Source organism: Joostella sp. CR20 (assembly GCF_038433465.1).
GTDB lineage: Bacteria > Bacteroidota > Bacteroidia > Flavobacteriales > Flavobacteriaceae > Galbibacter.
In genome coordinates this window covers 1-25,736 of record NZ_JAESVF010000009.1, presented here as the reverse complement: position 1 = coordinate 25,736, position 25,736 = coordinate 1, and the positions used below count along the sequence as shown (strand labels likewise).

The following is a 25,736-nucleotide window of genomic DNA, read 5'->3' as shown; positions in this document are numbered from 1 at the left end:
CCAAAATGAAAAGAGACGAACAAATATTTGATCTTATTGAGGCTGAAAAAAAACGCCAATTAGAAGGGATTGAGCTTATTGCTTCAGAAAATTTTGTAAGCGAGCAGGTAATGGAAGCTGCTGGATCTGTTTTAACAAATAAATACGCAGAAGGTTACCCAGGAAAACGCTATTACGGTGGTTGCGAAGTGGTAGATAAAGTAGAAACTATTGCTATTGAGCGTGCTAAAGAGCTTTTTGGTGCAGCGTATGCAAACGTGCAGCCACACAGTGGATCGCAAGCTAATACGGCAGTTTTTGCAGCGTGTTTAAAACCAGGAGACAAAATTTTAGGATTCGATCTTTCTCATGGAGGACACCTTACACACGGATCGCCAGTTAACTTTTCTGGAAAATTATACAATCCTGTATTTTATGGTGTTGAAAAAGAAACAGGACGTTTAAACTACGATAAAATTGCTGAAGTTGCCGAAAAGGAACAACCTAAGCTAATTATTGCAGGAGCTTCGGCATACTCTAGAGATATCGATTTTGAAAAATTTAGAGCAATTGCAGATAGTGTTGGTGCAATTTTAATGGCCGATATTTCGCATCCTGCAGGATTAATTGCAAAAGGTATTTTGAGTGACCCAATTCCGCATTGCCATATTGTTACCACTACCACACACAAAACTTTGCGTGGACCTCGTGGTGGACTTATTTTAATGGGAGAAGATTTTGAGAATCCTTTTGGATTGAAACTTAAAAACGGAAACCCTAGAATGATGTCTTCTTTACTTGATAGTGCAGTATTCCCTGGTAACCAAGGAGGACCTTTAGAGCACATTATTGCAGCAAAAGCAATTGCTTTTGGTGAAGCTTTAAGCGATGAGTTTTTACACTATATCGTACAAGTAAAGAAAAATGCTGCGGCTATGGCAAAGGCATTTGTTGAAAAAGGATACAATATTATTTCTGAAGGAACCGATAACCACATGATGTTAATCGATTTAAGAAATAAAGATATTTCAGGAAAAGAAGGAGAAGAGGCATTAGGAAAAGCAGATATTACTGTAAATAAAAACATGGTTCCTTTTGATGATAAAAGTCCGTTTGTAACTAGTGGTATCCGTATCGGAACTGCTGCTGTTACTTCTCGTGGATTGGTAGAAGCTGATATGGAAACTATTGTTAATTTGATTGACGATGTATTGATGAATCGTGAAGATGAGGCAAAACTTGAAACTATCAAAAGTAGTGTACACGAGTTAATGAGTCATAGACCTTTATTTAAAGCATAAGTTTTAAGTAAAGTTTAGATATAAAAAACTCCAACAGTAATGTTGGAGTTTTTTGTTTTTAAAAGGTAGAATTTTATTATTTCGTGCGTACTCCTTGCGTTGTAAACGAAAGTCCTTGTTGACCAGCTGTAGAAATCATTACAGCTTCAAAAAATGGAGCAGGAGTTTGCTTTTTAGTTTTCCAATCGAAAATAAAGTTAGCACCAGAGCCACCATGATTATCGTCTTTTGCAATTACAATTTCAATAGTTTCTAACGGAGCGATATAAATTGGCTTTTTAGTGTACGAACGTATCAAAGCACCGTGATCGTTAAAATAATCTGCTTTTGTAATATAAATGGTGTCTTGCGTGCTTATGTTTCTTAAACTTACCGTTGTTGTAAGATCGTGTTTTCCGTGCTTGGTGTAGCTGTAAATTTGCGAATAGATAGACAAGTAGCTTTGTCCATCAATTAAAGAATCATGCTCGAAGCTTTTTACTTCTCTATTGCTCCATTCAACTGTTTGTATAGCTTCATCATCAATAGTATTGGGAGTTGTTTCGTTTTTACATGCTGAAAAGAAAAGTCCAAAACTTAACAAAAAGACAACTGCGGAAAACTTATGTGTATTCATAATGTATTAAATCTGAAGAATAAATATACAAAAAAGCATCGCCATTGGGCGATGCTTTTCTATTTTTTCTAAAGCTATTAGTCCTTAGTTAATTTTAGGATCTTTCATTCCTTCTTCGATCATGCTATAGAATTGATCAAGTTTTGGAAGAATTACGATTCTAGTTCTACGGTTTTTAGCTTTTCCATCTTTAGTGTCGTTTGAAGCAACTGGTACGTATTGACTTCTACCAGCAGCAGTCATTCTAGCAGGAGAAACTCCAAATTCGTCTTGTAAAATTCTTACAACAGAAGTAGCTCTTAAAACACTTAAATCCCAGTTGTCTTTGATAGCAGCTGTACGGATTGGCACTGTGTCTGTGTGTCCTTCAACCATAAATTCGAAATCTGGTTTGTTTTTAACTACAGTAGCAACTTTTCCTAAAACTTCTTTTGCTCTTGCAGATACAGTTGTACTTCCGCTAGAGAATAATAATTTATCAGAAATGTTTACGTAAACCACTCCTTTTTCAACACTGATGTTGATATCTTCATCGTCAAGGTTACCCAAAACTCCTTTTAAACTTTGAACTAAAGCAAGGTTTACAGAGTCTCTACGTGTAACAGCGTTTTGTAATTTTCTAATGGTAAGATCTTTCTCTCTTAAACTTTCTAAAGATTTCTCTAAGTTATCAGCTCCTTTAGAAGTAAGAGTTGTAAGGTTACCCATATTGTTGATAAGCTCTTTGTTGTTTGCCTTTAAAAGATCCATTTGCTCTTTGTAATTTTCTTTTTCAGCAAGACAAGAGTTTAACTTCACAGTTGCAGAATTCAACAAATCTTGAGTTTCTTTGTGTTTTGACTGTAACTCAGCGTATTTTTTAGAAGACACGCAAGAAGTTAAAAATACAGCGCTTAAAGCACCTAATAAAAAAATTCTTTTCATGATTATAAATTTACTTTTACTTAATTAACGTTTTAACATTTTAGAACAAAATTATATAAAAAGCAAATGTGTGTACAGGGTTTTTAGTTAATTTTCTCTTAAATCAATGAGATTCTCATGAAGTATGCTGATTTACAATTTCATAATAAAATCTTTTCTGTTTTAAGAAGTAACTAAGCACCACCGAAGTGCACTCAAAATACTTGATATCTTTATTGATTGTTCCTCGTTTTTTAAAGATTCTAACAAAATAATAATAATAACTAAAATGAGCTTTAATTATTGCAAAAAGATGTAAGAATTTTAGCTGAAATAAAAACCGAACGCCTGCAATTCCGTCTAAAAATAGTCGCGCAATGATAAGTGGAAAAACTTTGCGTTTGGGTAAGTTTTTTGTGATTGAAAACAACGAATTCCTGAAGTTTAAAAATGTTTTCTTCGGATTCATATTTCCTAAGGTAGCACCACCTACATGGTACACTTTTGAAGCACCTACGTATAAAATTTTGTAGTTGTTATTTTGCGCTCTCCAACATAAATCGATTTCTTCTTGGTGCGCAAAATAGTCTTCGTCAAAACCTCCTAAACTAGTAAAAACTTCTTTTTTGATAAACATACATGCGCCTGTAGCCCAAAATATTTCTTTTTCGTCGTTGTATTGCCCTCGATCTTTTTCGAGCGTTTGGAAAATTCTACCGCGACAAAATGGATATCCTAATCGGTCGATAAAACCACCTGCAGCTCCTGCGTATTCAAAATATTCTTTGTTTTTGTAATCGAGAATTTTAGGCTGTAAAATAGCCACTTCAGGATTGTTTTTAAAAGCTTCTTCAATTGGGAGTAGCCAATTTTCCGTTACTTCGATATCCGAATTCAGCAAGCAAAAAATATCTTCATCAACATGTGTTAAAGCGTCGTTATAACCTTTGGCAAAACCACCGTTGCTAGTATTCTGAATAATCTTTACAGCAGGGTAATTTTCCTTTACAAATTCAATAGAAGTATCGGAAGAAGCGTTGTCGGCCACATAAATTGTTGCGTTTGGAGAATAACTGGTTACCGATGGCAAAAACTTCTCCAAAAGTTCTTTTCCATTCCAATTCAGTATCACAACAGCTATTTTCATCTATAAACTTAAATTCATGTGGGGTTTAATCGATTGCAAATTAAAGCATATAAGCTGGAATATCCTTTAGAAATATGTATTTTTCTTGCTCGTAATCCATTTTACAAAAATAGTGGTCGAGTCCGTTTGTAACCATTAGGTAATTTGCCTGAACTTGTAGGTTGTAACGAGCAATTTGGTCGAAGGTGTTTTGTGTAATTTTAACCGATGGTGCCTTGCATTCAACAATGAGTTCGATACTTCCGTCGGGATTGTAGCCCAAAATATCGTAGCGCTTTTTTAAGGAGTTGATTATGAGTTCTTTTTCAACGTTAATTAGCGATTTTGGATAGTTTTTTTCAGTAATTAAAAAACTCACTACATGCTGCCGAACCCATTCTTCGGGTTGTAATTGGATAAATTTTTTACGTATCTGATCAAAAATATGGACTTTATTTTCGCTACTTTTGAAACGAAATGGATATGCTGGAAAATTCAGTGGTTGCATAAGTGCAAATATCAGAAATATCAGTTAATAAAACACGTATTCTTTTTCTATGGATGAAATTAAACAGATTGTAAACGATATAAAAGCAGGAAACATCAAACCTATTTATTTTTTAATGGGAGAGGAGCCTTACTACATCGATAAGATTTCTGAATTTATAGAGAAGTCTGTTTTAACGGAAGAAGAAAAAGGATTTAACCAAATGGTTTTATACGGAAGAGATGTTAGTTTAGATGAAATTGTTTCTAGCGCCAAGCGTTACCCTATGATGGCAGAGCGACAAGTAATTATTGTAAAAGAAGCTCAATATCTTTCTCGAACCATCGACAATTTTGAAGCGTACGCTGAAAACCCACAGCTTACAACAGTTTTGGTTGTTTGCTATAAATACAAAAAACTCGATAAACGTAAAAAAGTATATAAAGCCATTGCTAAAAATGGATACATTTACGAGAGTAAAAAACTATACGAAAACCAAGTTGGCGATTGGATTAGGCGTGTTTTATCTGGTAAGAAATACGGAATTACACCCAAAGCTGCGCAAATGTTGGTTGAGTTCCTAGGTACCGACTTATCCAAGATTAATAATGAATTAGAGAAGCTGCAATTAATTATTCCTGCAGGGAAAGAAATTACGCCTAAAGATATCGAAGAAAACATCGGTATTAGTAAAGATTATAACAATTTTGAGCTTCGTAAAGCAATAGGGGAACGCGATGTGGTAAAAGCTACGCGAATTATAAATTACTTTACCCAAAACCCAAAAGACAACCCTATTGTAGTAACAATATCATTATTGCACAGTTTGTTTTCGCAACTATTGCAATACCACGGATTGAGTGATAAAAGCAAAGGAAACGTTGCGAGCACATTAAAAGTAAATCCTTTTTTTGTGGGAGAATATGTTACTGCAGCACGAAATTATCCCATGAAAGATTGTAGCCGAATTATTGCCTATCTCCGTACTATTGATGTGAAAAGTAAGGGTGTAGGAAATGTTAGTGCTACACATGCCGATTTATTGAAAGAGCTTTTAGTTGTTATTTTTAGGTAGATTATAGGTAAGAATAATTTAATTTATTTCAACTGTTGGGATTACTTCAGAAAGATATAAGTTCTTGTCGATACTGTCCTTTTCAATAATATAAAATGAATTATTCGATTCTCTGTATAATATTGAATCTCTTTCAATGTTTGTAAATTGATTTAGCCAAACGTGATTTTTTACATTTAATTTTGCTGTATCTTGCTGTGATAATTTTAATCTTTTTACATTTTTATATTTTGAAGTAAAAATTAGATTTTCTGTATTTAAACTATAGAAATATTTTACTGGTTCTATTTTGTTATTTCGATCTAAATACTTGCATATATTTTGATTTGTTGAATCGAAATAGAAATAGTATTTCTTTTGATTTTGAGTGATTGAAGTTAGAAAAATATAGTTCAAGTAGAAAAATATAAAAAGATAATATGTCTTCATTCTGAAGTCTTTTTGAAATTAATTTTACACGTATCCAGGTTTCAAGAAAAAACTTCGTTGTGCTGTTCTTGAACTCGAATGAATGTTGTACGCTTCGTAAGCTCTTTTAGGCGACTAGCACCCACATAAGTGCAAGTGGAACGCAAACTCCCTAGAATGTCTTGTACAGTGTGTTCAACATCACCTCGGTATGGTATTTCAACAGTTTTTCCTTCGCTAGCACGATAATTCGCAACGCCCCCCGCATGTTTTTTCATGGCTGTTTCCGAACTCATTCCGTAGAAAACCTTAAAAGTTTCGTTGTTTTTAGTGATTGTTTCGCCACCACTTTCTGTATGGCCTGCAAGCATTCCACCAAGCATTACAAAATCTGCTCCACCACCAAAGGCTTTTGCAATATCTCCAGGTATTTTACAACCTCCATCAGAAATAATTTGTCCGCCCAACCCATGCGCAGCATCGGCACATTCAATAATAGCAGACAATTGCGGATATCCAACCCCAGTTTTTACACGCGTGGTACAAACGCTTCCAGGACCAATACCTACTTTAACAATATCGGCACCAGCCAAAATTAATTCTTCTACCATTTCGCCCGTAACAACATTTCCTGCAAGAATTACTTTGTTTGGAAAGTTTGCTCTTGTTTTCTTTACAAATTCTACAAAATGTTCAGAGTAACCATTTGCAACATCTATACAAATAAGCTGAATTTTGTCATGCTTAGATAAAATTTGTTTGAGCTTGGTAGCGTCGTCGTCGCTGGTCCCAGTGCTAATGGCAATATAATTGTAAAATTGTTCATTTTTATCAGCTAAAAATTCATCCCAATCACTTAAAGTATAATGTTTGTGGATGGCTGTAATGAGTTCGTTTTTAGCGAGTTCGGTTGCCATTTTAAAAGTTCCAACGGTGTCCATATTTGCGGCAATAATAGGTACGCCTTTCCATGTGTAGTTGCTGTGTTTAAACTTGAATTCTCTTTGTAAAGTTACCTCGCTTCTCGATTTTAGGGTGGAACGTTTTGGACGAATCATTACATCTTTAAACCCCAGTTTAAGCTCATTTTCTATTCTCATACAGTTGTGATTTATTGCAACTGAAATTTAAGAAATTATATTTTTAAATGATGGTGTTTCTGCATTTTTTAAAGCTGAAGGATAAAATTTTATTTAGTATTTTTAAGTGAAATTCATAAATCAAATTCAATGATAATTACTACAAATCAAGAAGTTTACGAGGACGTTCGCACCTCTACGCTTACCTATTTCGATAAGTTTATAGAGATGATTCCACTGTATACACTGGGAATTCTAATTTTAGTTTTAGGAATTTTTATAGCGGGTTGGGTAGGGCAGTTTGCAAGAAAAAGTATTCAATCTCGAACCAAAGACCCTTTGATGAGTAAGTTTTTAGGACGTGGAATTCGGTTTATTTTGATTCTTATTTTTATCATGTTAGCACTCGACGCAGCTGGTTTAGGAAATATTTCCGCAGGAATCTTGGCCGCAGCAGGGGCAAGTGCAGTAGTTTTAGGCTTTGCGTTTAAAGATGTAGGTCAAAACTTTATTGCAGGCGTTATTTTGAGCTTTAACAGACCTTTTGATGTTGATGATACTGTAGAAATTGGCGATATTTTTGGTAAAGTTAAAACGCTTGAGTTTCGTTATACTAAACTAAAAACCTTTGATGGAAAAGATGTGTATATCCCAAATAGTGATGTAATTACGCGTCCTGTTTTTAATTATACTGAAGACGGATTTTACAGATATGATTTTGTTGTTGGAATTGCTTATGAAGATGCTATTGATGAAGCGAAAAAAGTAATTTTAAAGGCTTTGGAAGAAGAACCAACTGTAATGGAAGATGCAGCGCATCAAAACTTTATTATGGAAGACGAACTTGCGGCGAGTGCAGTTAATTTAAAAGTATTCTTTTGGGTTGACACAAAAGAGTTTGGAATGCAGGCTTTAATAACCAAAGGAAATGTTGTAAAGCGTGTTAAAGAAGCTTTGGTTACTGCTGGCTTTTATTTACCAGCAACTATTCAAGAAGTTAAATTGTATGGAAAAGAAAAAAACTTGCCTATAAGTATGGTAAACAAAGCTTAAAGGCAAGTTTTTTAAAATATAATTATCTTAAAGCTGGATATTTTTGAGGATATGCTTCGTGCATAATTTGATACACTTTTTCAAAAATATCTTCAGCATTTGGTTTTGAGAAATAATCTCCATCACTAGCATAAGCTGGTCTGTGAGCTTTTGCTGTTAATGTTTGCGGAGCGCTGTCGAGGTATTGATAACCGTTTTGGTTTTCAATAATTTCTTGTAAAATATAAGCTGAACATCCTCCCGGAACATCTTCATCAACCACCAATAATCTGTTTGTCTTTTTCAAACTTTTTATTGTATCATGATTAATGTCGAATGGTAACAGTGTTTGCGCATCAATTACTTCAGCATTAATTTCTACTTCAAGTAATTCTTTGGCAACTTGCTCAACAATTCGTAAAGTTGAACCGTAAGAAACAATGGTAATATCTGTTCCTTCTTTTACGGTTTCCACAACACCAATCGGGGTTTTAAGTTCTCCTAAGTTGGTAGGAAGTTTTTCTTTTAATCGGTAGCCATTTAAACTCTCAATAACCAACGCTGGTTCATCACTTTCTAATAAAGTATTATAAAAACCTGCTGCTTTGGTCATGTTTCGAGGCACTAAAATGTACATTCCTCTAAGCAAATGAATTAATCCTCCCATTTGCGAACCAGCATGCCAAATACCTTCCAAACGGTGTCCACGCGTTCTTACAATAAGTGGCGCTTTTTGTTTTCCAACGGTGCGGTATAATAACGATGCTAAATCGTCGCTCAATACATATAAAGCGTATAAAATATAATCTAAGTATTGAATTTCGGCAATAGGGCGGAGGCCTCTAAGAGCCATCCCAATTCCTTGACCAATAATGGTTGCTTCTCTAATTCCAGTATCGGAAATTCTGAGCTCGCCGTATTTTTTTTGAAGTCCTTCTAACCCTTGATTTACGTCACCAATATTACCACTGTCTTCACCAAAAATTAGAGCGTTTTTGTGAGTTTCAAATATTTTATCGAAGTTATCTCTTAACACCACACGACCGTCAACCATTTCTGCATTTTCGTCGTACACAGGAGCAACTTCAGCAATATTGGTCGCATTGCTTTTTGTTTCGCTGTAAAGGTGCGAACTGTACTCTGGCTGCGTTTTGGTATAGAAGTTATGAATCCAACTTTGAAGTTTTGTTTTAGCCTCCGATTCTTCATGCGTAACGTAGCGTAAAGCTTTTCTTGCTGAAGCTAAAATTGTACGTTTTGAAGGCTCGTCAACTGAAATCAAATCGTTTTTATAGCGGTTGATAAAACTTTTGTTACTGCTGCTATTTGCCAAATCAGCTAAAAGATTTACAACAACTTTTTTTTCTGATTTTATAGGTGATAAAAATTCGTTCCAAGCTTCCTTTTTCCCGTCGCGAACTTCTTTCTTAATTTGTTTTTCTAACTGATTTAACTCATCGTCTGTAGCAAAATTACTAGCGATTATCCAATTTCTAAACTGAAGGTTACAATCGTATTCTTTTTCCCATTTTAGTCGCTCCTCAGATTTGTATCGTTCATGTGAACCAGAAGTGGAATGTCCTTGCGGCTGCGTTAACTCAATTACATGAAGTAGCACAGGCACGTGTTCTTCGCGAGCAATTTTTCCGGCTTTGTCGAAAGCATCAATTAAAGCAGGGTAATCCCAACCTTTGACTACAATAATTTCGTATCCGTCTTTGTCTTCGGTACGTTGAAATCCTTGTAAGATTTCAGATATATTTTCTTTAGTAGTTTGGTGTTTTGCGTGTACAGAAATTCCGTATTCGTCATCCCAAATACTAATTACCATTGGTACTTGTAAAACACCAGCGGCATTGATAGTTTCGAAGAAAACACCTTCACTTGTACTAGCGTTTCCGATTGTTCCCCAAGCAACTTCATTTCCGTTTATTGAAAAACCTTCCGAAGGTACATCTTCAACGTGTCTGTATATTTTTGAAGCTTGTGCCAAACCGAGTAAACGAGCCATTTGCCCACCTGTTGGCGAAATATCCGAGCTACTGTTTTTTTGTTTAGTAAGGTCTACCCAAGAGCCGTCTGGATTGTTACTTTGCGTAAGAAAATGCCCACCCATTTGCCTTCCAGCACTCATTGGTTCTTTTTCAATATCTGTATGCGCGTACAGCCCTGCAAAGAAGTTTTTAATAGATAGCTCTCCAATGGCCATCATAAAGGTTTGATCTCGGTAGTAACCACTTCTAAAATCTCCATTTTTAAATGCTTTTGCCATGGCGAGTTGTGGCAACTCTTTACCATCACCAAAGATTCCGAATTTGGCTTTTCCCGTTAAAACTTCCCTTCGGCCTAATAAGCTACATTCTCGGCTTGTAACCGCTATTTTATAGTCGTTAAGAATTTGACTTTTAAAATCTTCAAAGGAAATATCTTGTTTTGTTTCGGGTTTTGTTTGCATAGGATTTTTTATGAGACGCTAGCAAAAATAGCCAAAAAGAATGGTTTTTACAATTAAAAAATATAGGGGTAAAATGTAAATATTTCAATTTATTTGTTTTAAACTGAAATGTTTTCAATAAAAAGTATTTTTAGTATAGTTTTAATGTGAAGTTTTTAATGATTTTAGTTTTTAAATGAAGCATTTATATTGACTAAAAGACTAAAATATCCAAGTCTTCGTAAAAACTAAAACCACTTTCTGGTGAATAATCCTATGAGTGTTTTTGGACTCAAAGTCACTACAAATCTTATTTTTTCGTCGTAGTGTGGTTGTGCAATTTCCCAACCATTGTTTGAATATACAGGGAAGTAGAGCTCGAAATAATCGGTTACCAAATTGAGGCGAATTCCCGAGTCGTACACAAAACGAGCATCTTGATTTTTATTGCGAATCATCCCAACATCGCCATACAATTCTATCCATCGCCATAAGTTAAAACTAGCATTGGTAGTTATCATCCAATCGTTTGCGTAGGGATCGGAGAGTTTGGACTTAAATCCACCTTCAGCAATAATTAACTGCTGACTAAAAAGTCCGCTTTCTTCGGAACGACCTAAATAATCATAATCAAATAAATAATCGGTAGGGCGGTCGAGCGCAAAACTGAAAAAATCAGAATTGGTTTCGTTGTAAATAAACTTTCCTGCAAAAAAACGGATGTTCAATTGTCTGTTACTTTGAAAGAGTTTTCGGTATTCCCAGTTAAAAGCAATTTTAGAAAATTCGCTCGCTACTTGTAAGTCAATAAACCACGATTTGTAATTTATAATTCCGTTATTTCCGTAGGCGTAACGCGCATTAAACACACTGTAATCGGGGTCGGTATCGATGGTTGGCGAGTTGTCTCGAATAACATTTACATAGCGCATGTTAAACAATTCGCGTTCGTTTGAGCGCAGGTCGTCGTTTCTAAACCTAAAAGTAACCGAAGGGGTTATGGTGCTGTAGCGCAATCCGTCGGCATAATGAAAAGATGACCCCGCCAAATACGCATCGATTAAGTACATATTGTCGTGGTTTACATATTTTCTGAGGCGTAACGAACCCGAACCTACCAAAGCGTTTTCACCCATTGCATACGAGGGTTGAAGGTCGTACACGAAAGGTTTGGTTAAAAAAGTTTTGTTGTAGAGTCTAAGTCCTGGCGTAATTCCGTCGTAAATATTAAAACGCAAAACAGGAACGTAGAAAATTTGGTTGTAATATGGGTCTTCAGTGTCTTTAAAAAACTTAAACTTTAATTTTCTGTTGGTAGAGAAAAATCCGTTAACCGATTTCCAATTGTCACGTTCGTTAAATTCTGGAATTACCCTGTCGTAGTTTAAAACCAGTCTTTTTACATCTTTTCGGGGTACAGCAACTGTTGTTGTTTTTTCAACATCGGCATACCAATTTTTAAATAAAATCGAATCGTTTCTATCGATTCCAAATAGAGTTATAGGAGTGTTGGTTTCTCGTTTATTTTTCAGCGTAACAAAAATCGAATCGTTTGTTTTTTCAAATTTCTTGATTTTGTAATCTATTTTTTGGTCGGATGCAACATAGGTGTTAAAATACCAGTCGATGTTTTTGGGTGCATCAGTTTTTAATAATTCTTCAAACTGAAGTGACGAAGTGCTTTCCGAAGTAAATTCAGTATAAAATTCTTTAATTTTTTTATCGATATAATCTTCGCCTAAATAACTGTTGAGATACGCCAAACCAACACCCGATTTATAACGATTGGCGATACGCTCGTTAAACTTTATAAGCGAATCTCTAGAAGTCGTTAAAGGTTGGTCGGAGTAGGTGCGCGCCATCAACATATACAAATACGGATACTGGTCGTTGAAAGTCATTTGCGCTAAATGGTACGAACGCAATCCCCAAACATTCGAAAGCTTTCCGAGCATTTTGGTGTTTTTGTAAAACGTATCGACATATTTCATTAATAAATACGTTTCGATACCATCTTTTACCCAATTTTCCTTACGATTATCGAGGTAAATAGTGTTGTTTAAATACTCGTGTAGGGTAGTTTTAAGTAGCTTTAATTCATACTGAAATTCCTCAGAAAAAGGCCTTAAAAATGAAGGAAGCTGATTAATTCCGTAAAGCGGATTCCGTTTGTAATCTTGCTCGGTAACCAGTAGTTTTTGATGCGGATAAGTCCCCAACGTACTGTCGATAAAGTGAATTACTCTTTCAGCAGATTTTGCCTTTGTAAAATCATTCAAACCTTTACTTTCAATGTTGGTAATGAGTTCTAATTGATTGTTTTTAAAAACAGAAAAATTTTGCTCTTTTAAAAGGTAAAGTCGTAAATCTCCTCGGTTGTTTGCAGTGAGCAGAGAAGTGCTAGTATTGTTGCTGTTTTGAGTTGTAGTGATGTTAAAGTCAGAAACAAGTTTGTAAGTACTTGGGTAGCTAAAACTCACATCAAATTGGGCTGTGTAAGTATTTAAATCGTTTAAATTTTTATTGTGATATTCTTTCCAATCTTGGTTGTAAATAGCAGGCGATAAATACCAATAACGCAAGTTGTAGTTGTTAATATCGGTGTAGCCATAACCCGTGTATTGCGCACTCGGAAGCTTTACTTTATAAGTGATTTTTAGGTTGTAAGTTTGCTGCGGAAGGATAGGTGTAGGGAGCGAAATTTTTACAATATCGTCTCCTTCTGTATGCTTCCAACTAAGTGTGTTGAAGTTGGTATCGGTAAGCGATAAAATTTCTGTATGTCCACGTGTTTCTTCTTTTGCAAGATGTAGACTCTTGTTAAATTCTTCAGCAAAACGTTTAGCTAATGCAGTATTTTTATTTGCGTAGGCATTATTCCAATCGTATAAATAAATTGTGTTTAATGTGTCGTTGGAAGTATTGTTATATTGAATTTCTTGCTGAACTTTTATAAGATGTTCTTCAGCAATTAATTCGGCTTTTATTTTTTGTTGATGTTGACTCCACACAAAATTGATGCAGCACAGCAGTAGGAGGGAAACGTATTTCTTAAGCAGATTCAGCATTAACGGTAATTCGTTTTAATAATTATATTCTTTTTATAGGTGTGGTTAAAGTTGAAGCCGATGCTCATTCTTGTTTTTTGTGTTGGTTACAATATTATGCAAAAAAAATTACAATGTATATATCATGAATTAAATAAGCTGTTAAATTATTTTCTTCATAAAAAATGGGGGTTTTTAAAAGGTTTAATACAGAAATAATTAGGAGTACTTGCCTAAAGGAATTAGTTATATTATTGCCAGTAGTAACTCAAATTGAATTTGAAAAGCGTCGTAATTATAGCAACTGATTTCTTGTATAGAATCCACGTTTTTTTTTAAATATTTAAGACTAGTAATTATAATCTTTTTCTGAAGTATTGTAAGTAATTTTCTTTCATTTTAATATATTTCGTTAACTTTAATTATTATAGTTTAAGTTAAATTCATTGTTTTTATTAATGAAAATTAATTAATCATAAAGAACAGAATGAAGTGAAAGGTAATTGATAAAAGTATTTAAGAAATGATTAAAATAAATATAAAAGGTATAATCAGTTTGTTCTTTAGCTTGTTTTGTAGTTTGTTAACTTTTTCTCAATCTCAAAATGTAGATGACATCACTGTAGAGGAGATGGCAAAAAAACGCCAAGATCCAGTGGCTGGTTTGAGAAGTGTATATTTTCAAGAAGTTTTATTGCCTGTTGGAGATGGTATTGCTCAATCATTTTCTATTCAACCAGTTTGGCCATTTAAGTTAGGGAAAAACTTGAAATTAATAACATACACAATTATTCCTTTTCAATCGGTTCCGGGTTTGGATCAGTTAAGTCATGTGCCTATACAACCTACACCGTTACAAGAAGGAGGTTCGAGTAGCGCAAGTGGTTTGGGAAATATTTTATTCAATGGTTATTTTTCTTCAATTGAAAAAAAGGGTAGTTTGAGTTGGGGAGTTGGACCAGCAATTCAATTACCTACACGAACGAGTCCTATTTTAGGAAGCAATAGAGTGAGTATGGGGCCTTCTTTTCTTTTAAGTCATGCAGGAGATAAATTGTCTGCTGGATTTGTTGTGCAAAACTATTGGTCGTTAGGAGGGGAAGCCGAGAATAAAGTGAACTCGTTTAACTTTCAATATTTTGCATATTATAATTTGCCAAAAGGTTGGTTTATTGAAAGTAATGCTACAGTAGTTAATAATTGGTTGGCTGATAATGGCGACCAGATGTTACTTCCGCTAGGTGGTGGTCCAGGTAAAACATTTAAAATAGGTAAATCAAAGCTATTTTACTGTGCTGCCGCACAAGTTTTTTATAATGTTGTGCGCCCAGAAGTTGTAGGTAGTTGGGAGGCTGTTTTACAATTTCAATTAATTTTCAATTAAAATCCATATAAAAAAAAGCCTAAATACAAACGTATTTAGGCTTTTAGATTTAATCTTCGTCTTCTTCTTGGTCTTCAGGAATTTCTAAATTGTCAGTTCCTATAGAATCTCCATCGTTAAAATCGTCATCGTCGTCATCTTCAAATTTCTCCATTGTATTTGCTAGTCGAGTACTAACTTTTACTAGATACACAGTATCTTCAGTTCTTACTTCTACAGCTTCTACGGTTTCGTTGTTTGCGTTTTTAAACTTAATGATGTCGTCATCACCATATCCATCAGGATACTTTTCTACAAGCATCGATAGAATTTCGTTGGTTAATTTTTTGTAATCTACAATTACACGTTTCATATTGTTGATAATTAATGTAGGTTTTTAAATCGTTTCAATTACATATCTAATAAATACGCAAAAATAAGTGGCGCTACAATGGTAGCATCAGACTCGATAATGAATTTAGGTGTGTCGATATCTAATTTACCCCAAGTGATTTTTTCGTTTGGAACAGCTCCAGAATACGAGCCATAGCTAGTTGTTGAATCAGAAATCTGACAGAAATAACTCCAGAAAGGTGTGTCTTCCATTTCCATATCTTGATACAACATTGGTACCACACAAATAGGGAAATCACCTGCAATCCCTCCACCAATTTGGAAGAATCCTACACCGCTTTCTGAGTTTTTAGTGTACCAATCTGCCAAATAAGCCATGTATTCAATTCCGCTTTTTACAGTAGAAGCTTTTAAATCTCCCTTCATAACGTATGATGCGAAGATATTACCCATCGTACTGTCTTCCCAACCAGGAACTACAATCGGTAAGTTTTTCTCTGCTGCAGCATACATCCATGAGTCTTTTAAGTCGATTTCGTAATATTCTTCTAAAACCCCAGAAAGCAACATTTTGTACATAAACTCATGCGGAAAATAGCGCTCGCCATTTGCTTCGGCATCTTTCCAAATTTTATAAATATGCTTCTGAAGTCTTCTAAATGCTTCTTCTTCAGGAATACAAGTATCGGTAACTCGGTTTAAGCCTTTTTCCAATAAATCCCATTCTTCTTGCGGTGTTAAATCTCTATAGTTTGGCACTCTTTTGTAGTGTGAGTGCGCTACTAAATTCATGATGTCTTCTTCTAGATTTGCCCCTGTACAAGAGATGATTTGCACTTTGTCTTGACGAATCATTTCAGCAAAAATCTTTCCTAATTCACCTGTACTCATAGCTCCAGCAAGTGTTACCATCATTTTAGCACCATTTTCTAATTGTGCTTCGTAACCCTTTGCCGCGTCTACAAGTGCAGCAGCGTTAAAGTGTAAATAATATTTTTCTATAAAATTGGAAATTGCTCCTTTATTCGTCGTCATCGTCTTCTTGTTTTTTTGAGTTTGCGTATTTAAATTTATAAGCTAACATTTTATAATACAACTTTGCAGCTAAGAAATCTGAAGATTTTTCATTTTCATTTGGGCAAAGCTCTACAATATCAAAGCCTACAACATTTTTCTTTTTAAAAACTTTTTTAAGGTAATCTAAGGTTTCATACCATAACAATCCACCTGGTTCTGGTGTTCCTGTTGAAGGAAGAATAGACGGATCGAAAGCATCAAGATCGATAGTGATAAACACATTTTCGGTCATTTGATGAATGGAGTCGTCCACCCAATCGTCACTCTGACTGATATCGTGTGCGAAATAAGTTTGATCTTCAATCATGTTATCAAGTTCAGAAATATCCATACTGCGGATTCCTACTTGAATTAATTTGGTATTCTGACTCGCCTCGTATACAGCACACGCATGGTTACATTTGGTACCTTCGTACTCTTCTCTTAAATCGGCATGCGCATCAATTTGTAAAACGGTTAAATCGTCGAAACACTCGTTAAAGGCTCTAATAGAACCGATAGAAATAGAATGTTCTCCACCAAAAAGCGTTACAAACTTATCTTGTTTGATATAGTTTTTAGTGATTTTATGAACCGCTTCCACCATTTTTTCTGGCGTACTATTTTCGGTTACTGGAGGAGCTAGATACACGCCTTTTTTATAAGGTTCACTGCGTGTTTCAATATCAAAAAGTTCCATGTTCTCTGAAGCTTCAAGGAAAGCCTTCGGACCTTTGTCGGCACCTTTTTGCCAAGTGCTCGTGCCATCATAAGGAACAGGAATGAGTACTACTTGAGCATCATCCAAACGTGCGTACTTTTCCGGGATACCGGCATAATGTTTCTTAGTCATTGTAACCTAAAATTTTTAAAAAATCATTTGCTGTTTGTTGTTCTGAAAATAGTTTTGTTGTAATGTTTCCTTCGTCGTCTTTATCGATTAAAATATGTTTAGGCGAAGGAATTAAACAGTGTTGTAACCCACCAAAACCTCCAATAGTTTCTTGGTATGCTCCGGTGTTAAAAAATCCTATATATAATGGTTTTGCTTTGCTGTATTTTGGCAAATAAATGGCGTTCATGTTTTGCTCAGAGTTGTAATAATCGTCGCTGTCGCAGGTGAGTCCGCCCAAAAGAACACGTTCGTATTCGTCGTTCCAACGGTTAATGGCTAGCATAATAAAACGTTTGCTAATAGCCCAACTATCTGGAAGCGTTGTAATAAACGAAGAGTTTATCATATTCCATTTCTCACGATCGTTTTGTTGCTTTTGGTATAAAACTTCATAAATAGCACCGCCACTTTCTCCAACGGTAAAGCTTCCAAATTCAGTAAAAATATTAGGAACAGGAACACCAGCTTCAGTACACGCAGTTTTTATTTGATGAATAATTTCGTTCACCATGTACTCGTAATCGTATTCAAAAGCGAGTGAGTTTTTAATAGGAAACCCACCACCAATATTTAAAGAATCGACTGTTGGACATATTTTTCTAAGCTGAATGTAAACCTTCAAACATTTTAAAAGTTCGTTCCAATAGTACGAAGTATCGCGAATACCTGTGTTGATAAAAAAGTGAAGCATTTTTAAGTTTACTTTTTTATTGTCTTTGATTTCGCGATTGTAAAACGGAACAATGTTTTTATACCCAATTCCTAATCTACTGGTGTAGAACTCAAATTTAGGCTCTTCTTCAGAAGCAATTCTAATCCCAACATTAAATGGTTCGTGGATGGCTTCGTCTAAAAGGTTTAATTCTTCGTAATTATCTATAATTGGGATACATTTTTTATGCGAACCGTTAATAAGTTCAGCAATATTTTCAATGTATTTATCTCTTTTAAAACCGTTACATATTACGTAATTGTCTTTAGAGAGTTTCCCTTTGGCTATTAAACTTTTTACAATGTCAATATCAAAAGCAGAAGAGGTTTCGATATGGATATCGTTTTTTAAGGCTTCATTTAAAATATGACTAAAGTGCGAACTTTTGGTACAATAACAATAGTGGTATTGCCCTTCGTAGCCTTGTTTTTCAATAGCATTTTTAAACCAATATTGAGCTCTTTTAATATTGTTTGAAATTTGTGGCAAATAGGTAAACTTCAACGGCGCACCATATTTTTTTACCAATTCCATCAAATCGATATTATGAAACTTTAATTGGTCGTCTTCTAAAGTAAATTCCTCCTGCGGAAAATAGTAGGTTTGATCTATAAGATCGAAATACTTCGTCTTCATAGTTGCTTTTTTGTAATATTATAAAAATGATATTTAATCTAACTTAATTTTATGTTATAAATAGCATTATTATATCAAATACGCAAATAGGCAGGGAGATAAGCTACAGAAATTGTAGCAGATTTTTTTAAGATGTCCTTGGAAGTTAAATTTAAGAACCGAGACCTCGTTCTACGAGATACATGTAAATATGACTTCCAGATATCCACACACACGGAGTTTTTAAAACAACTCATTAAATTCTAAAAAATACAGCAACAAAAGTCACTATTTTTTTTTAATAAGCAAGAAAAAAAATTATTTTTTATAGTATTCTAATGATTTGATTAACAATTCTTTACTTGCTAAGATGTCTAATTTTGGTTTTGCAATGTCTTCGAGTAACACAAAATTTACATTTCCGTGGGCATTTTTCTTGTCGTGTTTCATCAGTCCGATAATTATTTCCATGTCTGATGTATCGATGGCTACTTTATCGAAATAGTTGAGAAATGTATCTTTTATATGATCTAGTTTTTCCTTCGGAAAATTTAAAATTTCAGCAGAAAGGAAGGTTTCCATAATCATTCCAATAGCAATTGCTTCGCCATGTAGCAGTGTTGCTTTGTGTTCGCTTTGTAAAAAATACGATTCGATTGCGTGCCCAAGCGTGTGTCCGTAGTTTAAAATTTTTCGGATGTTACCTTCTTTCGGATCTTCAGTAACAACTTCATTTTTAATAACAACCGAACGATGAATTAACTCGTCTAAATCTGCCGGGGTTAATTGGTTTAAATTGCTGAGTTTATTCCAATAGGCTTCATCATAAATAAGTCCGTGTTTAAGCATTTCTGCCAATCCGCTTCTTAATTCATTAGGAGGAAGAGTGTTTAGATATTCAGTATCAATTAAAACCATAACGGGTTCTGTAAACACACCAACTTGGTTTTTTAGTGGTCCTAAATCGACTCCAGTTTTTCCGCCAACAGAAGCGTCAACCATCGAAAGGAGTGTGGTAGGAATGTTTAAAAAGTCAATTCCTCTCATATATGTAGCGCCTACAAAACCGCCTAAATCGGTAACAACACCACCACCTAAATTAATAAGTAACGATTTTCGGTCGCCACCAAGTTCAGAGATAACTTTCCAAACTTCTGTACAAGTTTCAATTTGTTTATGAATTTCTCCTGCGCCAATTTCAATAATTTCAATATCGTATTGTTGTTCTAACTTACCTAAAAATGTAGGCAAACAAAGTTGATGCGTATTTTCATCAACCAAAATAAAAACTTTAGAGTAGTTTTCGGCCGATAAATGACTGTTTAAAACTTCATATGCTTTTTCGTTGAAATGTACTGTAGAATTGGTGCTAGCGATAGATTTGAGCATCGAAATGATTGTTAATTTTTACTTATTAGCAAAATAACGAGTTTTTCATATAAAAATGTAGTTTTTCTAACACTATATTTGCAAAAAATTATAGCGGTTTATTAAATGAAGAATTTTTTTGATAACACGGAGATCGCTTTTAAATTAAAAAGCGATTCTGAGCTCGAAAGAGCTTACTTTTTATTTAAAATGATAGCACACCAACCTCTGGTACGAATTGGTACCGCTGTAACAAATTTTGCTATCAAAGCTCATTTACCTGTTGAAGGAATTATTAGAGCTACGGTTTTTGATCATTTCTGCGGAGGTGTAAGTGAACTGAATTGTATGAAAACAGTTGATGCAATTTACACAGCTGGAGTTTGTTCGGTTTTAGACTATTCCGTAGAAGGAAAAGAAACTGAAGAAGAATTTGACGCGGTTGTTGCTAGAACGCTAAAATTGATTGATTTCGTAAAAGAAAAACAAGCCATTCCGTTTGCAGTATTTAAACCTACAGCTTTAGGAAGGTTTGATTTATATGTGAAAGTTGGAGCAGGAGAAACGCTTACAGAAGAAGAAACTGCAGAGTGGAACCGTGTAAAAGAGCGTTTTAATGTGGTTTGTAAAAAAGCTCATGAACTTGAAGTTGCTCTTTTGGTAGATGCTGAAGAAAGTTGGATGCAAGATGCAGCCGATGAAATTGTTGAAGAAATGATGCGTAAGTACAATAAAGAGCGTGCTGTAGTTTATAATACGTTGCAATTGTACCGTTGGGATCGATTGGATTATTTAAAACAGCTTCATGAAAAGGCTAAAGCGGAAGGTTTTGTTATCGGGATGAAATTTGTGCGTGGTGCCTATATGGAGAAAGAAAATGATAGAGCAGAGGAGAAGGGGTATCCAACGCCAATTTGCGCTTCAAAAAAAGATACGGACGACAATTTTAATACCGCTGTTCGTTATATGATGGACAACCTAGATACTATGGTGTTGTTTTTAGGGACACATAATGAAGAAAGTACCTTGTTGGTTTTATCGATAATGGAAGAAAAGAATATCCAAATCAACGACGACCGTATTTGGTTTGGACAATTATACGGAATGAGCGACCATATTAGTTATAACTTAGCGCATAGAGGTTATAATGTTGCTAAGTATTTGCCGTTTGGACCTGTAAGAGATGTGATGCCTTACTTAATTCGTAGAGCTGAGGAAAACACTTCGGTAGCGGGGCAAACTACACGTGAATTAACGCTATTGTCTACTGAAAGAAAAAGACGAAAATTATAAATCTATTTTTTGTTGAGATCTAAAATATCAGCAACAAATTTACAATTCTTAACAACGAGCTCTACGGGCTCGTTGTTTATTTTACCATCTATATAATAAGTGCTGCAACGATCTTCAGCAGCTTGATCTCTATTGATGTCGCTCTTAGAAAAATTAACTTCTCCATAGGTTAGTACCGAGTCTATTTGTTCTTCAGAAATTGTTTTGTTATCTATAAGTTGTTGCATGTTTGGAGCAAAATTTATAGTTTCTTGTGTTCTGATAGATTTTAGAGTTCTACAATTTGGTAAGTAGCAAAATTCTGCTCTTTTTTCTCTAAAAAAATAAGCTAGAAAAATTAATCCTAAGGCAAGGCCTATTAAATAAAAACCAACTCTTTTTAATAATGGCATATTTAAAATATCAAAAGATTTATGTCGCGATACGAAAGGTCAAACCAATCTGCAACCGATTTACTTGTTAAAATTCCGTGGTAAAAATAGAGTCCATTTCTCAAGCCTCTATCAAAGCGTAGTGATTGCTCCAAACCTCCATCTTCTCCAATTTTTAAAAGATAAGGAGTGAAAATATTGCTCAAAGAAACCGAAGCTGTTCGAGCGTATCTAGCAGGAATATTTGGAACAGAATAGTGTATCACACCGTGTTTTACAAAGGTCGGATTGTCATGAGAAGTAACTTCGCTTGTTTCTACGCATCCACCCATATCGATGCTCACATCAATAATTACGGCTCCTTTTTTCATGTTTTCAACCATGGTTTCAGAAACCACAACAGGCGATCTGTCAATTCCTCTTACCGCGCCAATTAAAACATCGCAGCGTTTTAGAGCTTTCAGTAAGTTTTTAGGTTGAAGGGTAGAAGTGTATAACATTCTCCCCAAATTGTTTTGGATACAACGTAATCTGGTAATTGAGTTGTCGAAAACTTTTACACTAGCTCCCAAGCCAATGGCAGCTCTAGCTGCAAACTCCCCAACTGTTCCTGCGCCAATAATCACAACATCTACAGGTGGAACTCCTGTAATATTTCCGAACATGAGTCCGTTTCCGCTGTTGGCATTTGTCATTAATTCAGCAGCAATCAAAACAGAGGCAGTGCCTGCAATTTCACTAAGCGCTCTTACTGCAGGGTAGTTTCCGTCGTCATCTTTAATAAATTCAAAAGCAAGTGCAGTAATTCTTTTACTGGCTAGGGTTTCGAAATATTTTTTACTTCTGGTTTTAATTTGAAGTGCAGAAATTAAAATTGACTGCGGATTGATAAGTTCTAGTTCTTTTAAAGAAGGTGGCTCGACTTTTAAAATAATCGGACACGAAAAGACTTTTTTAGTGTCTGTGGTGATTTCCGCACCAGCTTCGCTATATTCTTTATCGGTAAAGTTGGCGTCGGCTCCAGCATTAGATTCTAAAATAACACGATGCCCATGAGAGGTAAGTGCATTTACGGCATCTGGAGTTAAGCAAACACGATTTTCTTGATAAGAAACCTCCTTAGGAATTCCTATAAATAGTTCGCCTTTTTGCTTTAAAAGTTCTAGGGTTTCTTCCTGCGGAATTAACTCTTGTTTTGTAAATGGAGTACTCGAATACGACATTTTAGTAACTTAAAATCCAAAGGTAATTAAACTTTTTAAGTCTATAATCAATTTACTCACTAAGTGTGATATTTAGTTGAAATTAAATATCGCGCTCTTTCGCTTCGTATTCTTTTAATTCTTTATCTATTTTATCCAAATCGATACCGTGTACTACCTTGTCAAAGAGTTTTAGACGGATTAAATACACAATAGGAATAACGACCATCATTACAGGAATGATGTAATAAATTTCGAATTCGTCTATATACTCTATATCATCGTTTAATGAACTAACAATTTGAAAAATATACATACTAATGGGGATTAAGATAACGTGGTACCACCAATGTTTACATGTAAAAAACCATACGATAAGTAAAAGAAGAGGAACAAATTTATTCATAAAGTTCCATGCTGCTACATATAAGGTAGAGTAGTAGTTTGTTTTAAATGAAAACAAAAGTGTATCCCAAGTCTGTTCTTGTGGAAAGCTTTCGTATAAATAAAATATGTATGGAGATATAGCGATAATAAATGCCATAACTGAACCTAAGGCGAGTACTCTAGCCTTGCTACTCTTTTCTAGGTCGGAGGAGCTTTTACTCTTTTTTTTCACAATTATAAGATTTGGATCCTAATCACAAATTAAACGAATCCAAAATTGATAAACAAATATTATTTTAAGAATACTGTTGAATTTTTAATATAAAAAAAGCACATTCATTTTATATTGAATGTGCTTGAGTACTTTATATGTAATTTTAATTATCCGTTTGAAGGCATTTCAACTTTAGCTTTTTCAATAGCTTGTGTGTTGTATAAGCTTTCTTGGTCTGCTACTGAATCGTTAGAACAAGATGTTAATGAAATTGAAAGTAATGCAACTGATGCAGATACGAAAGTTAATTTTTTTAAGCTCATAGTAGTATTTTTTAATTGGTTAGTTTATTATAATTATCCGTTTGAAGGCATTTCAATTTTAGCTTTTTCAATAGCTTGCGTATTATATAAACTTTCTTGATCTGCTACAGAATCGTTTGAGCATGAAGTTAAAGAAATAGAAAGTAACGCAATTGAAGCGACTGCAAAAGTTAATTTTTTAGTTGACATTATAGATTATTTTTTAGGTTTTTGATGTGTCAAACCTAAGAAAAAAAAAAGTGCGGAAAATAAAAATCTTTGTCGTACATTAGTAAGTTTTTAATATACAACCAGTTCGGGGGATTATATGTAGGTGTTTAAATGTACAGTTTTATCTCATTTCCAGCACTCTTTCTTCGTTTAAATGTGCTTTAATATCGATAATAGTGGTTTTTTTAGGCAGAAAATCCTTTATTTTTTCAGGCCATTCTATCAAACACCAAGCGTTGCTATAGAGGTAATCTTCTATTCCTATTTGGTATGCTTCTTCTATATCATTTAGTCGGTATAAATCGAAATGATAAATTGTGTCGGTTGTTCCTTTGTATTCGTTAACTAACGAAAATGTCGGACTAGAAACACGATCGTTGCTTCCTAACTGTTTTACAATCTCTTTTATTAAGGTAGTTTTTCCAACACCCATTTCACCATTAAATAATAGTATTTTGGAAGTTGTATTTTTAATTATCTCTTTGGCAACTTCAGATAGCTCGTCTAAATGATATGTTTTATTCATTTATAAATAAGTTTTTACAAAGTTACACAACCTATATATTTTAAGTGTTTTTGGAATTAAAATTTATTATTAAGTAAATTTGCAGAAATTTTGACTTCATTGTACAAGAATAGAAAAAGAATTTTGTTTTATGAGCTAATCATAGTTTTTACTATTGTATTAGCCTCTATTATGGTGTATTTGCATGTATTGTGTCCCGATTCTTCAAGTTGGACTACACCTTTATATACGTTTAAAACTACATTTTACCATTCAGTACAAATGTATTGTTTTCAGGTTTTGTTGTTTTTGTCTAATGTGGTGATGCTTGCGTTGTGGTATATCACATGTAGGTATTGGTGGCGAATAGCTGTTTTTGTGCTATTGGTGGTTTGGTTGTATAACTTCTTTGTGATATTCATGTCTGAGGTACAACTTTCAGAAATAAATGGTAAAGTATTGATTTATTTTTTAACCGGACTTTGTAGTGTGCTTGTGTATTACATTGGGAAGAAGTCGAACTACCCGTTGTGGAATAGATTAACGTTAGATGCTATTGATGCTGAAGAAATTTTGCGTTATAAATTTAAAAATGCAAATCATTATACACGTGTTTTAAATCGGTTTGATGAAGAGTCGTATCAATCTAATATGGATAATTTAAAAGAATTGGTTGCGAATGCTGTACTTATATCGGAAGATGATGATAAGCAGAATGCAAACCCTTTTTTCGAAAGTACTTCAGCAATAAAAACCATAGGAAGCGTATGTATTTTTGTGTGTTTACTTTTGTTATTGGTACTCGATAAAGTGTACTTGTTAGCGCCAGCCGATGAAAAAGTTTGGGATCTTGGATTGCTACAAATACAATCGTATGAGTTTTTAAGTGTTCGAATTTTTCTATGGTTTACCATGCTAAAAGTGAGTACCTTCATCATGTTAACAATTTGGTTTTTAACAACGAGATATTGGTGGAAATATTTTTTACTAATTCCGATAACTATTGTAAGTTATCAATTAATTGCTACGTTTAATGTTGATATTGCTTCAACACACGAAACAGAAATTTGGAGTGCATTACCCGTATTGTTACCATTGTTGTTGTTTTTAACTTTCTTATCGGTTAAGATTAATAATTTTACAAAGGTTGAAAAGATTAAAAATAATATAAAAGTAAAAACCTTTAAGGTGATTTCTTTTTTAGCTAGAGAAGAAGAGGAGAGTGTTACGTATGATAATGTAAAGCAGGAGTTGGCTATACTGATAAGTAATAAAGATTCTTACGAGCCCGATGAATACTTACAGAAATTAGAGGCACTACATAACGAATTGATACAAAAAAAGCGCTCTTAAAAAGAACGCTTTTTTAATGTTTTAAATA

25 protein-coding genes are annotated in these 25,736 nt (G+C 34.3%); 6 read left to right on the top strand and 19 right to left on the bottom strand.

The features are described from left to right. Positions 1–5 precede the first annotated feature (5 nt). The gene (glyA, locus tag JMA43_RS11385) at positions 6–1,280 is read left to right on the top strand and encodes a serine hydroxymethyltransferase (RefSeq protein WP_342156730.1); all 1,275 of its coding nucleotides are present in this window, start codon (positions 6–8) and stop codon (positions 1,278–1,280) included. A gap of 76 nt (positions 1,281–1,356) precedes the next feature. Here the strand turns inward: glyA and JMA43_RS11380 are convergent, their stop codons facing one another. The 4 genes from JMA43_RS11380 to JMA43_RS11365 form a co-directional block, all read right to left on the bottom strand. Beyond that, positions 1,357–1,896: a DUF3124 domain-containing protein gene (locus tag JMA43_RS11380; RefSeq protein ID WP_342156729.1), complete on the bottom strand. Its 540-nt coding sequence runs from the start codon at positions 1,894–1,896 to the stop codon at positions 1,357–1,359. A gap of 84 nt (positions 1,897–1,980) precedes the next feature. Next, the gene (locus JMA43_RS11375; RefSeq protein WP_342156728.1) at positions 1,981–2,820 is read right to left on the bottom strand and encodes an OmpA/MotB family protein; all 840 of its coding nucleotides are present in this window, start codon (positions 2,818–2,820) and stop codon (positions 1,981–1,983) included. 115 nt (positions 2,821–2,935) lie between these two features. Beyond that, on the bottom strand, positions 2,936–3,946 hold the full coding sequence (locus JMA43_RS11370; RefSeq protein WP_342156727.1) for a glycosyltransferase family 2 protein: 1,011 nt from the start codon (positions 3,944–3,946) through the stop codon (positions 2,936–2,938). A 40-nt stretch (positions 3,947–3,986) separates the two neighbouring features. Then, a complete protein-coding gene (locus JMA43_RS11365; RefSeq protein ID WP_342156726.1) occupies positions 3,987–4,433 on the bottom strand; it encodes a type I restriction enzyme HsdR N-terminal domain-containing protein in 447 nt (148 codons plus the stop codon). 49 nt (positions 4,434–4,482) lie between these two features. Between JMA43_RS11365 and holA the strand changes: the two genes are divergently transcribed. Continuing rightward, a complete protein-coding gene (gene holA, locus JMA43_RS11360; RefSeq protein WP_342156725.1) occupies positions 4,483–5,487 on the top strand; it encodes a DNA polymerase III subunit delta in 1,005 nt (334 codons plus the stop codon). Positions 5,488–5,505: 18 nt separating this feature from the next. Here holA and JMA43_RS11355 read toward each other — a convergent pair whose 3' ends face one another. Further along, positions 5,506–5,916, bottom strand: a complete 411-nt coding sequence (locus JMA43_RS11355) for a hypothetical protein (RefSeq protein ID WP_342156723.1) — start codon at positions 5,914–5,916, stop codon at positions 5,506–5,508. A gap of 41 nt (positions 5,917–5,957) precedes the next feature. Next, positions 5,958–6,995 carry a GMP reductase gene (locus JMA43_RS11350; RefSeq protein ID WP_342156722.1) on the bottom strand — a complete coding sequence of 346 codons (1,038 nt, stop codon included), beginning with the start codon at positions 6,993–6,995 and terminating at the stop codon, positions 5,958–5,960. 129 nt (positions 6,996–7,124) lie between these two features. Here JMA43_RS11350 and JMA43_RS11345 point away from each other — a divergent pair, with 129 nt between their 5' ends. Beyond that, a complete protein-coding gene (locus tag JMA43_RS11345) occupies positions 7,125–8,027 on the top strand; it encodes a mechanosensitive ion channel family protein (RefSeq protein ID WP_342156721.1) in 903 nt (300 codons plus the stop codon). Between the two features lie 22 nt (positions 8,028–8,049). On the opposite strand, the gene JMA43_RS11340 is transcribed toward JMA43_RS11345, so the two are convergent. Further along, positions 8,050–10,461, bottom strand: coding sequence for an alpha-ketoacid dehydrogenase subunit alpha/beta (locus JMA43_RS11340; RefSeq protein ID WP_342156720.1), 2,412 nt, complete (start codon positions 10,459–10,461; stop codon positions 8,050–8,052). 227 nt (positions 10,462–10,688) lie between these two features. Then, positions 10,689–13,508: a metalloprotease gene (locus JMA43_RS11335; protein ID WP_342156719.1), complete on the bottom strand. Its 2,820-nt coding sequence runs from the start codon at positions 13,506–13,508 to the stop codon at positions 10,689–10,691. Between the two features lie 502 nt (positions 13,509–14,010). On the opposite strand from JMA43_RS11335, the gene JMA43_RS11330 reads away from it, so the two are divergent. Further along, the gene (locus tag JMA43_RS11330) at positions 14,011–14,871 is read left to right on the top strand and encodes a hypothetical protein (protein WP_342156717.1); all 861 of its coding nucleotides are present in this window, start codon (positions 14,011–14,013) and stop codon (positions 14,869–14,871) included. Between the two features lie 49 nt (positions 14,872–14,920). On the opposite strand, the gene JMA43_RS11325 is transcribed toward JMA43_RS11330, so the two are convergent. The 5 genes from JMA43_RS11325 to aroB form a co-directional block, all read right to left on the bottom strand. After that, the gene (locus JMA43_RS11325) at positions 14,921–15,223 is read right to left on the bottom strand and encodes a hypothetical protein (protein WP_342156715.1); all 303 of its coding nucleotides are present in this window, start codon (positions 15,221–15,223) and stop codon (positions 14,921–14,923) included. A 38-nt stretch (positions 15,224–15,261) separates the two neighbouring features. Then, a complete protein-coding gene (locus JMA43_RS11320) occupies positions 15,262–16,239 on the bottom strand; it encodes a deoxyhypusine synthase family protein (protein ID WP_342156714.1) in 978 nt (325 codons plus the stop codon). Further along, a complete protein-coding gene (speB, locus tag JMA43_RS11315) occupies positions 16,226–17,113 on the bottom strand; it encodes an agmatinase (protein WP_342156713.1) in 888 nt (295 codons plus the stop codon). Before speB ends, JMA43_RS11320 begins: the two co-directional genes overlap by 14 nt. Further along, entirely contained in the window at positions 17,106–18,503 is a 1,398-nt protein-coding gene (locus JMA43_RS11310) for an arginine decarboxylase (RefSeq protein WP_342156712.1), read from the bottom strand. Before JMA43_RS11310 ends, speB begins: the two co-directional genes overlap by 8 nt. 297 nt (positions 18,504–18,800) lie before the next feature. Further along, the gene (aroB, locus tag JMA43_RS11305; protein WP_342156711.1) at positions 18,801–19,871 is read right to left on the bottom strand and encodes a 3-dehydroquinate synthase; all 1,071 of its coding nucleotides are present in this window, start codon (positions 19,869–19,871) and stop codon (positions 18,801–18,803) included. 105 nt (positions 19,872–19,976) lie between these two features. On the opposite strand from aroB, the gene JMA43_RS11300 reads away from it, so the two are divergent. Then, positions 19,977–21,143, top strand: coding sequence for a proline dehydrogenase family protein (locus JMA43_RS11300; RefSeq protein WP_342156710.1), 1,167 nt, complete (start codon positions 19,977–19,979; stop codon positions 21,141–21,143). A gap of 2 nt (positions 21,144–21,145) precedes the next feature. Here the strand turns inward: JMA43_RS11300 and JMA43_RS11295 are convergent, their stop codons facing one another. The 6 genes from JMA43_RS11295 to tsaE form a co-directional block, all read right to left on the bottom strand. Then, complete coding sequence (locus JMA43_RS11295; RefSeq protein WP_342156709.1) at positions 21,146–21,535, bottom strand: DUF4258 domain-containing protein; 390 nt, start codon at positions 21,533–21,535, stop codon at positions 21,146–21,148. Between the two features lie 2 nt (positions 21,536–21,537). After that, positions 21,538–22,737 (bottom strand): alanine dehydrogenase, encoded by a 1,200-nt coding sequence (locus JMA43_RS11290; RefSeq protein ID WP_342156707.1) that lies wholly within the window; start codon positions 22,735–22,737, stop codon positions 21,538–21,540. An 82-nt stretch (positions 22,738–22,819) separates the two neighbouring features. After that, a complete protein-coding gene (locus tag JMA43_RS11285) occupies positions 22,820–23,335 on the bottom strand; it encodes a hypothetical protein (RefSeq protein ID WP_342156705.1) in 516 nt (171 codons plus the stop codon). Positions 23,336–23,484: 149 nt separating this feature from the next. After that, on the bottom strand, positions 23,485–23,640 hold the full coding sequence (locus tag JMA43_RS11280) for a hypothetical protein (protein ID WP_342156704.1): 156 nt from the start codon (positions 23,638–23,640) through the stop codon (positions 23,485–23,487). A gap of 33 nt (positions 23,641–23,673) precedes the next feature. Then, a complete protein-coding gene (locus JMA43_RS11275; protein WP_342156703.1) occupies positions 23,674–23,829 on the bottom strand; it encodes a hypothetical protein in 156 nt (51 codons plus the stop codon). Between the two features lie 142 nt (positions 23,830–23,971). Beyond that, on the bottom strand, positions 23,972–24,376 hold the full coding sequence (gene tsaE / locus JMA43_RS11270; RefSeq protein WP_342156702.1) for a tRNA (adenosine(37)-N6)-threonylcarbamoyltransferase complex ATPase subunit type 1 TsaE: 405 nt from the start codon (positions 24,374–24,376) through the stop codon (positions 23,972–23,974). Positions 24,377–24,475: 99 nt separating this feature from the next. Between tsaE and JMA43_RS11265 the strand changes: the two genes are divergently transcribed. Continuing rightward, positions 24,476–25,708 (top strand): hypothetical protein, encoded by a 1,233-nt coding sequence (locus JMA43_RS11265; protein ID WP_342156701.1) that lies wholly within the window; start codon positions 24,476–24,478, stop codon positions 25,706–25,708. Positions 25,709–25,736: the final 28 nt, after the last annotated feature.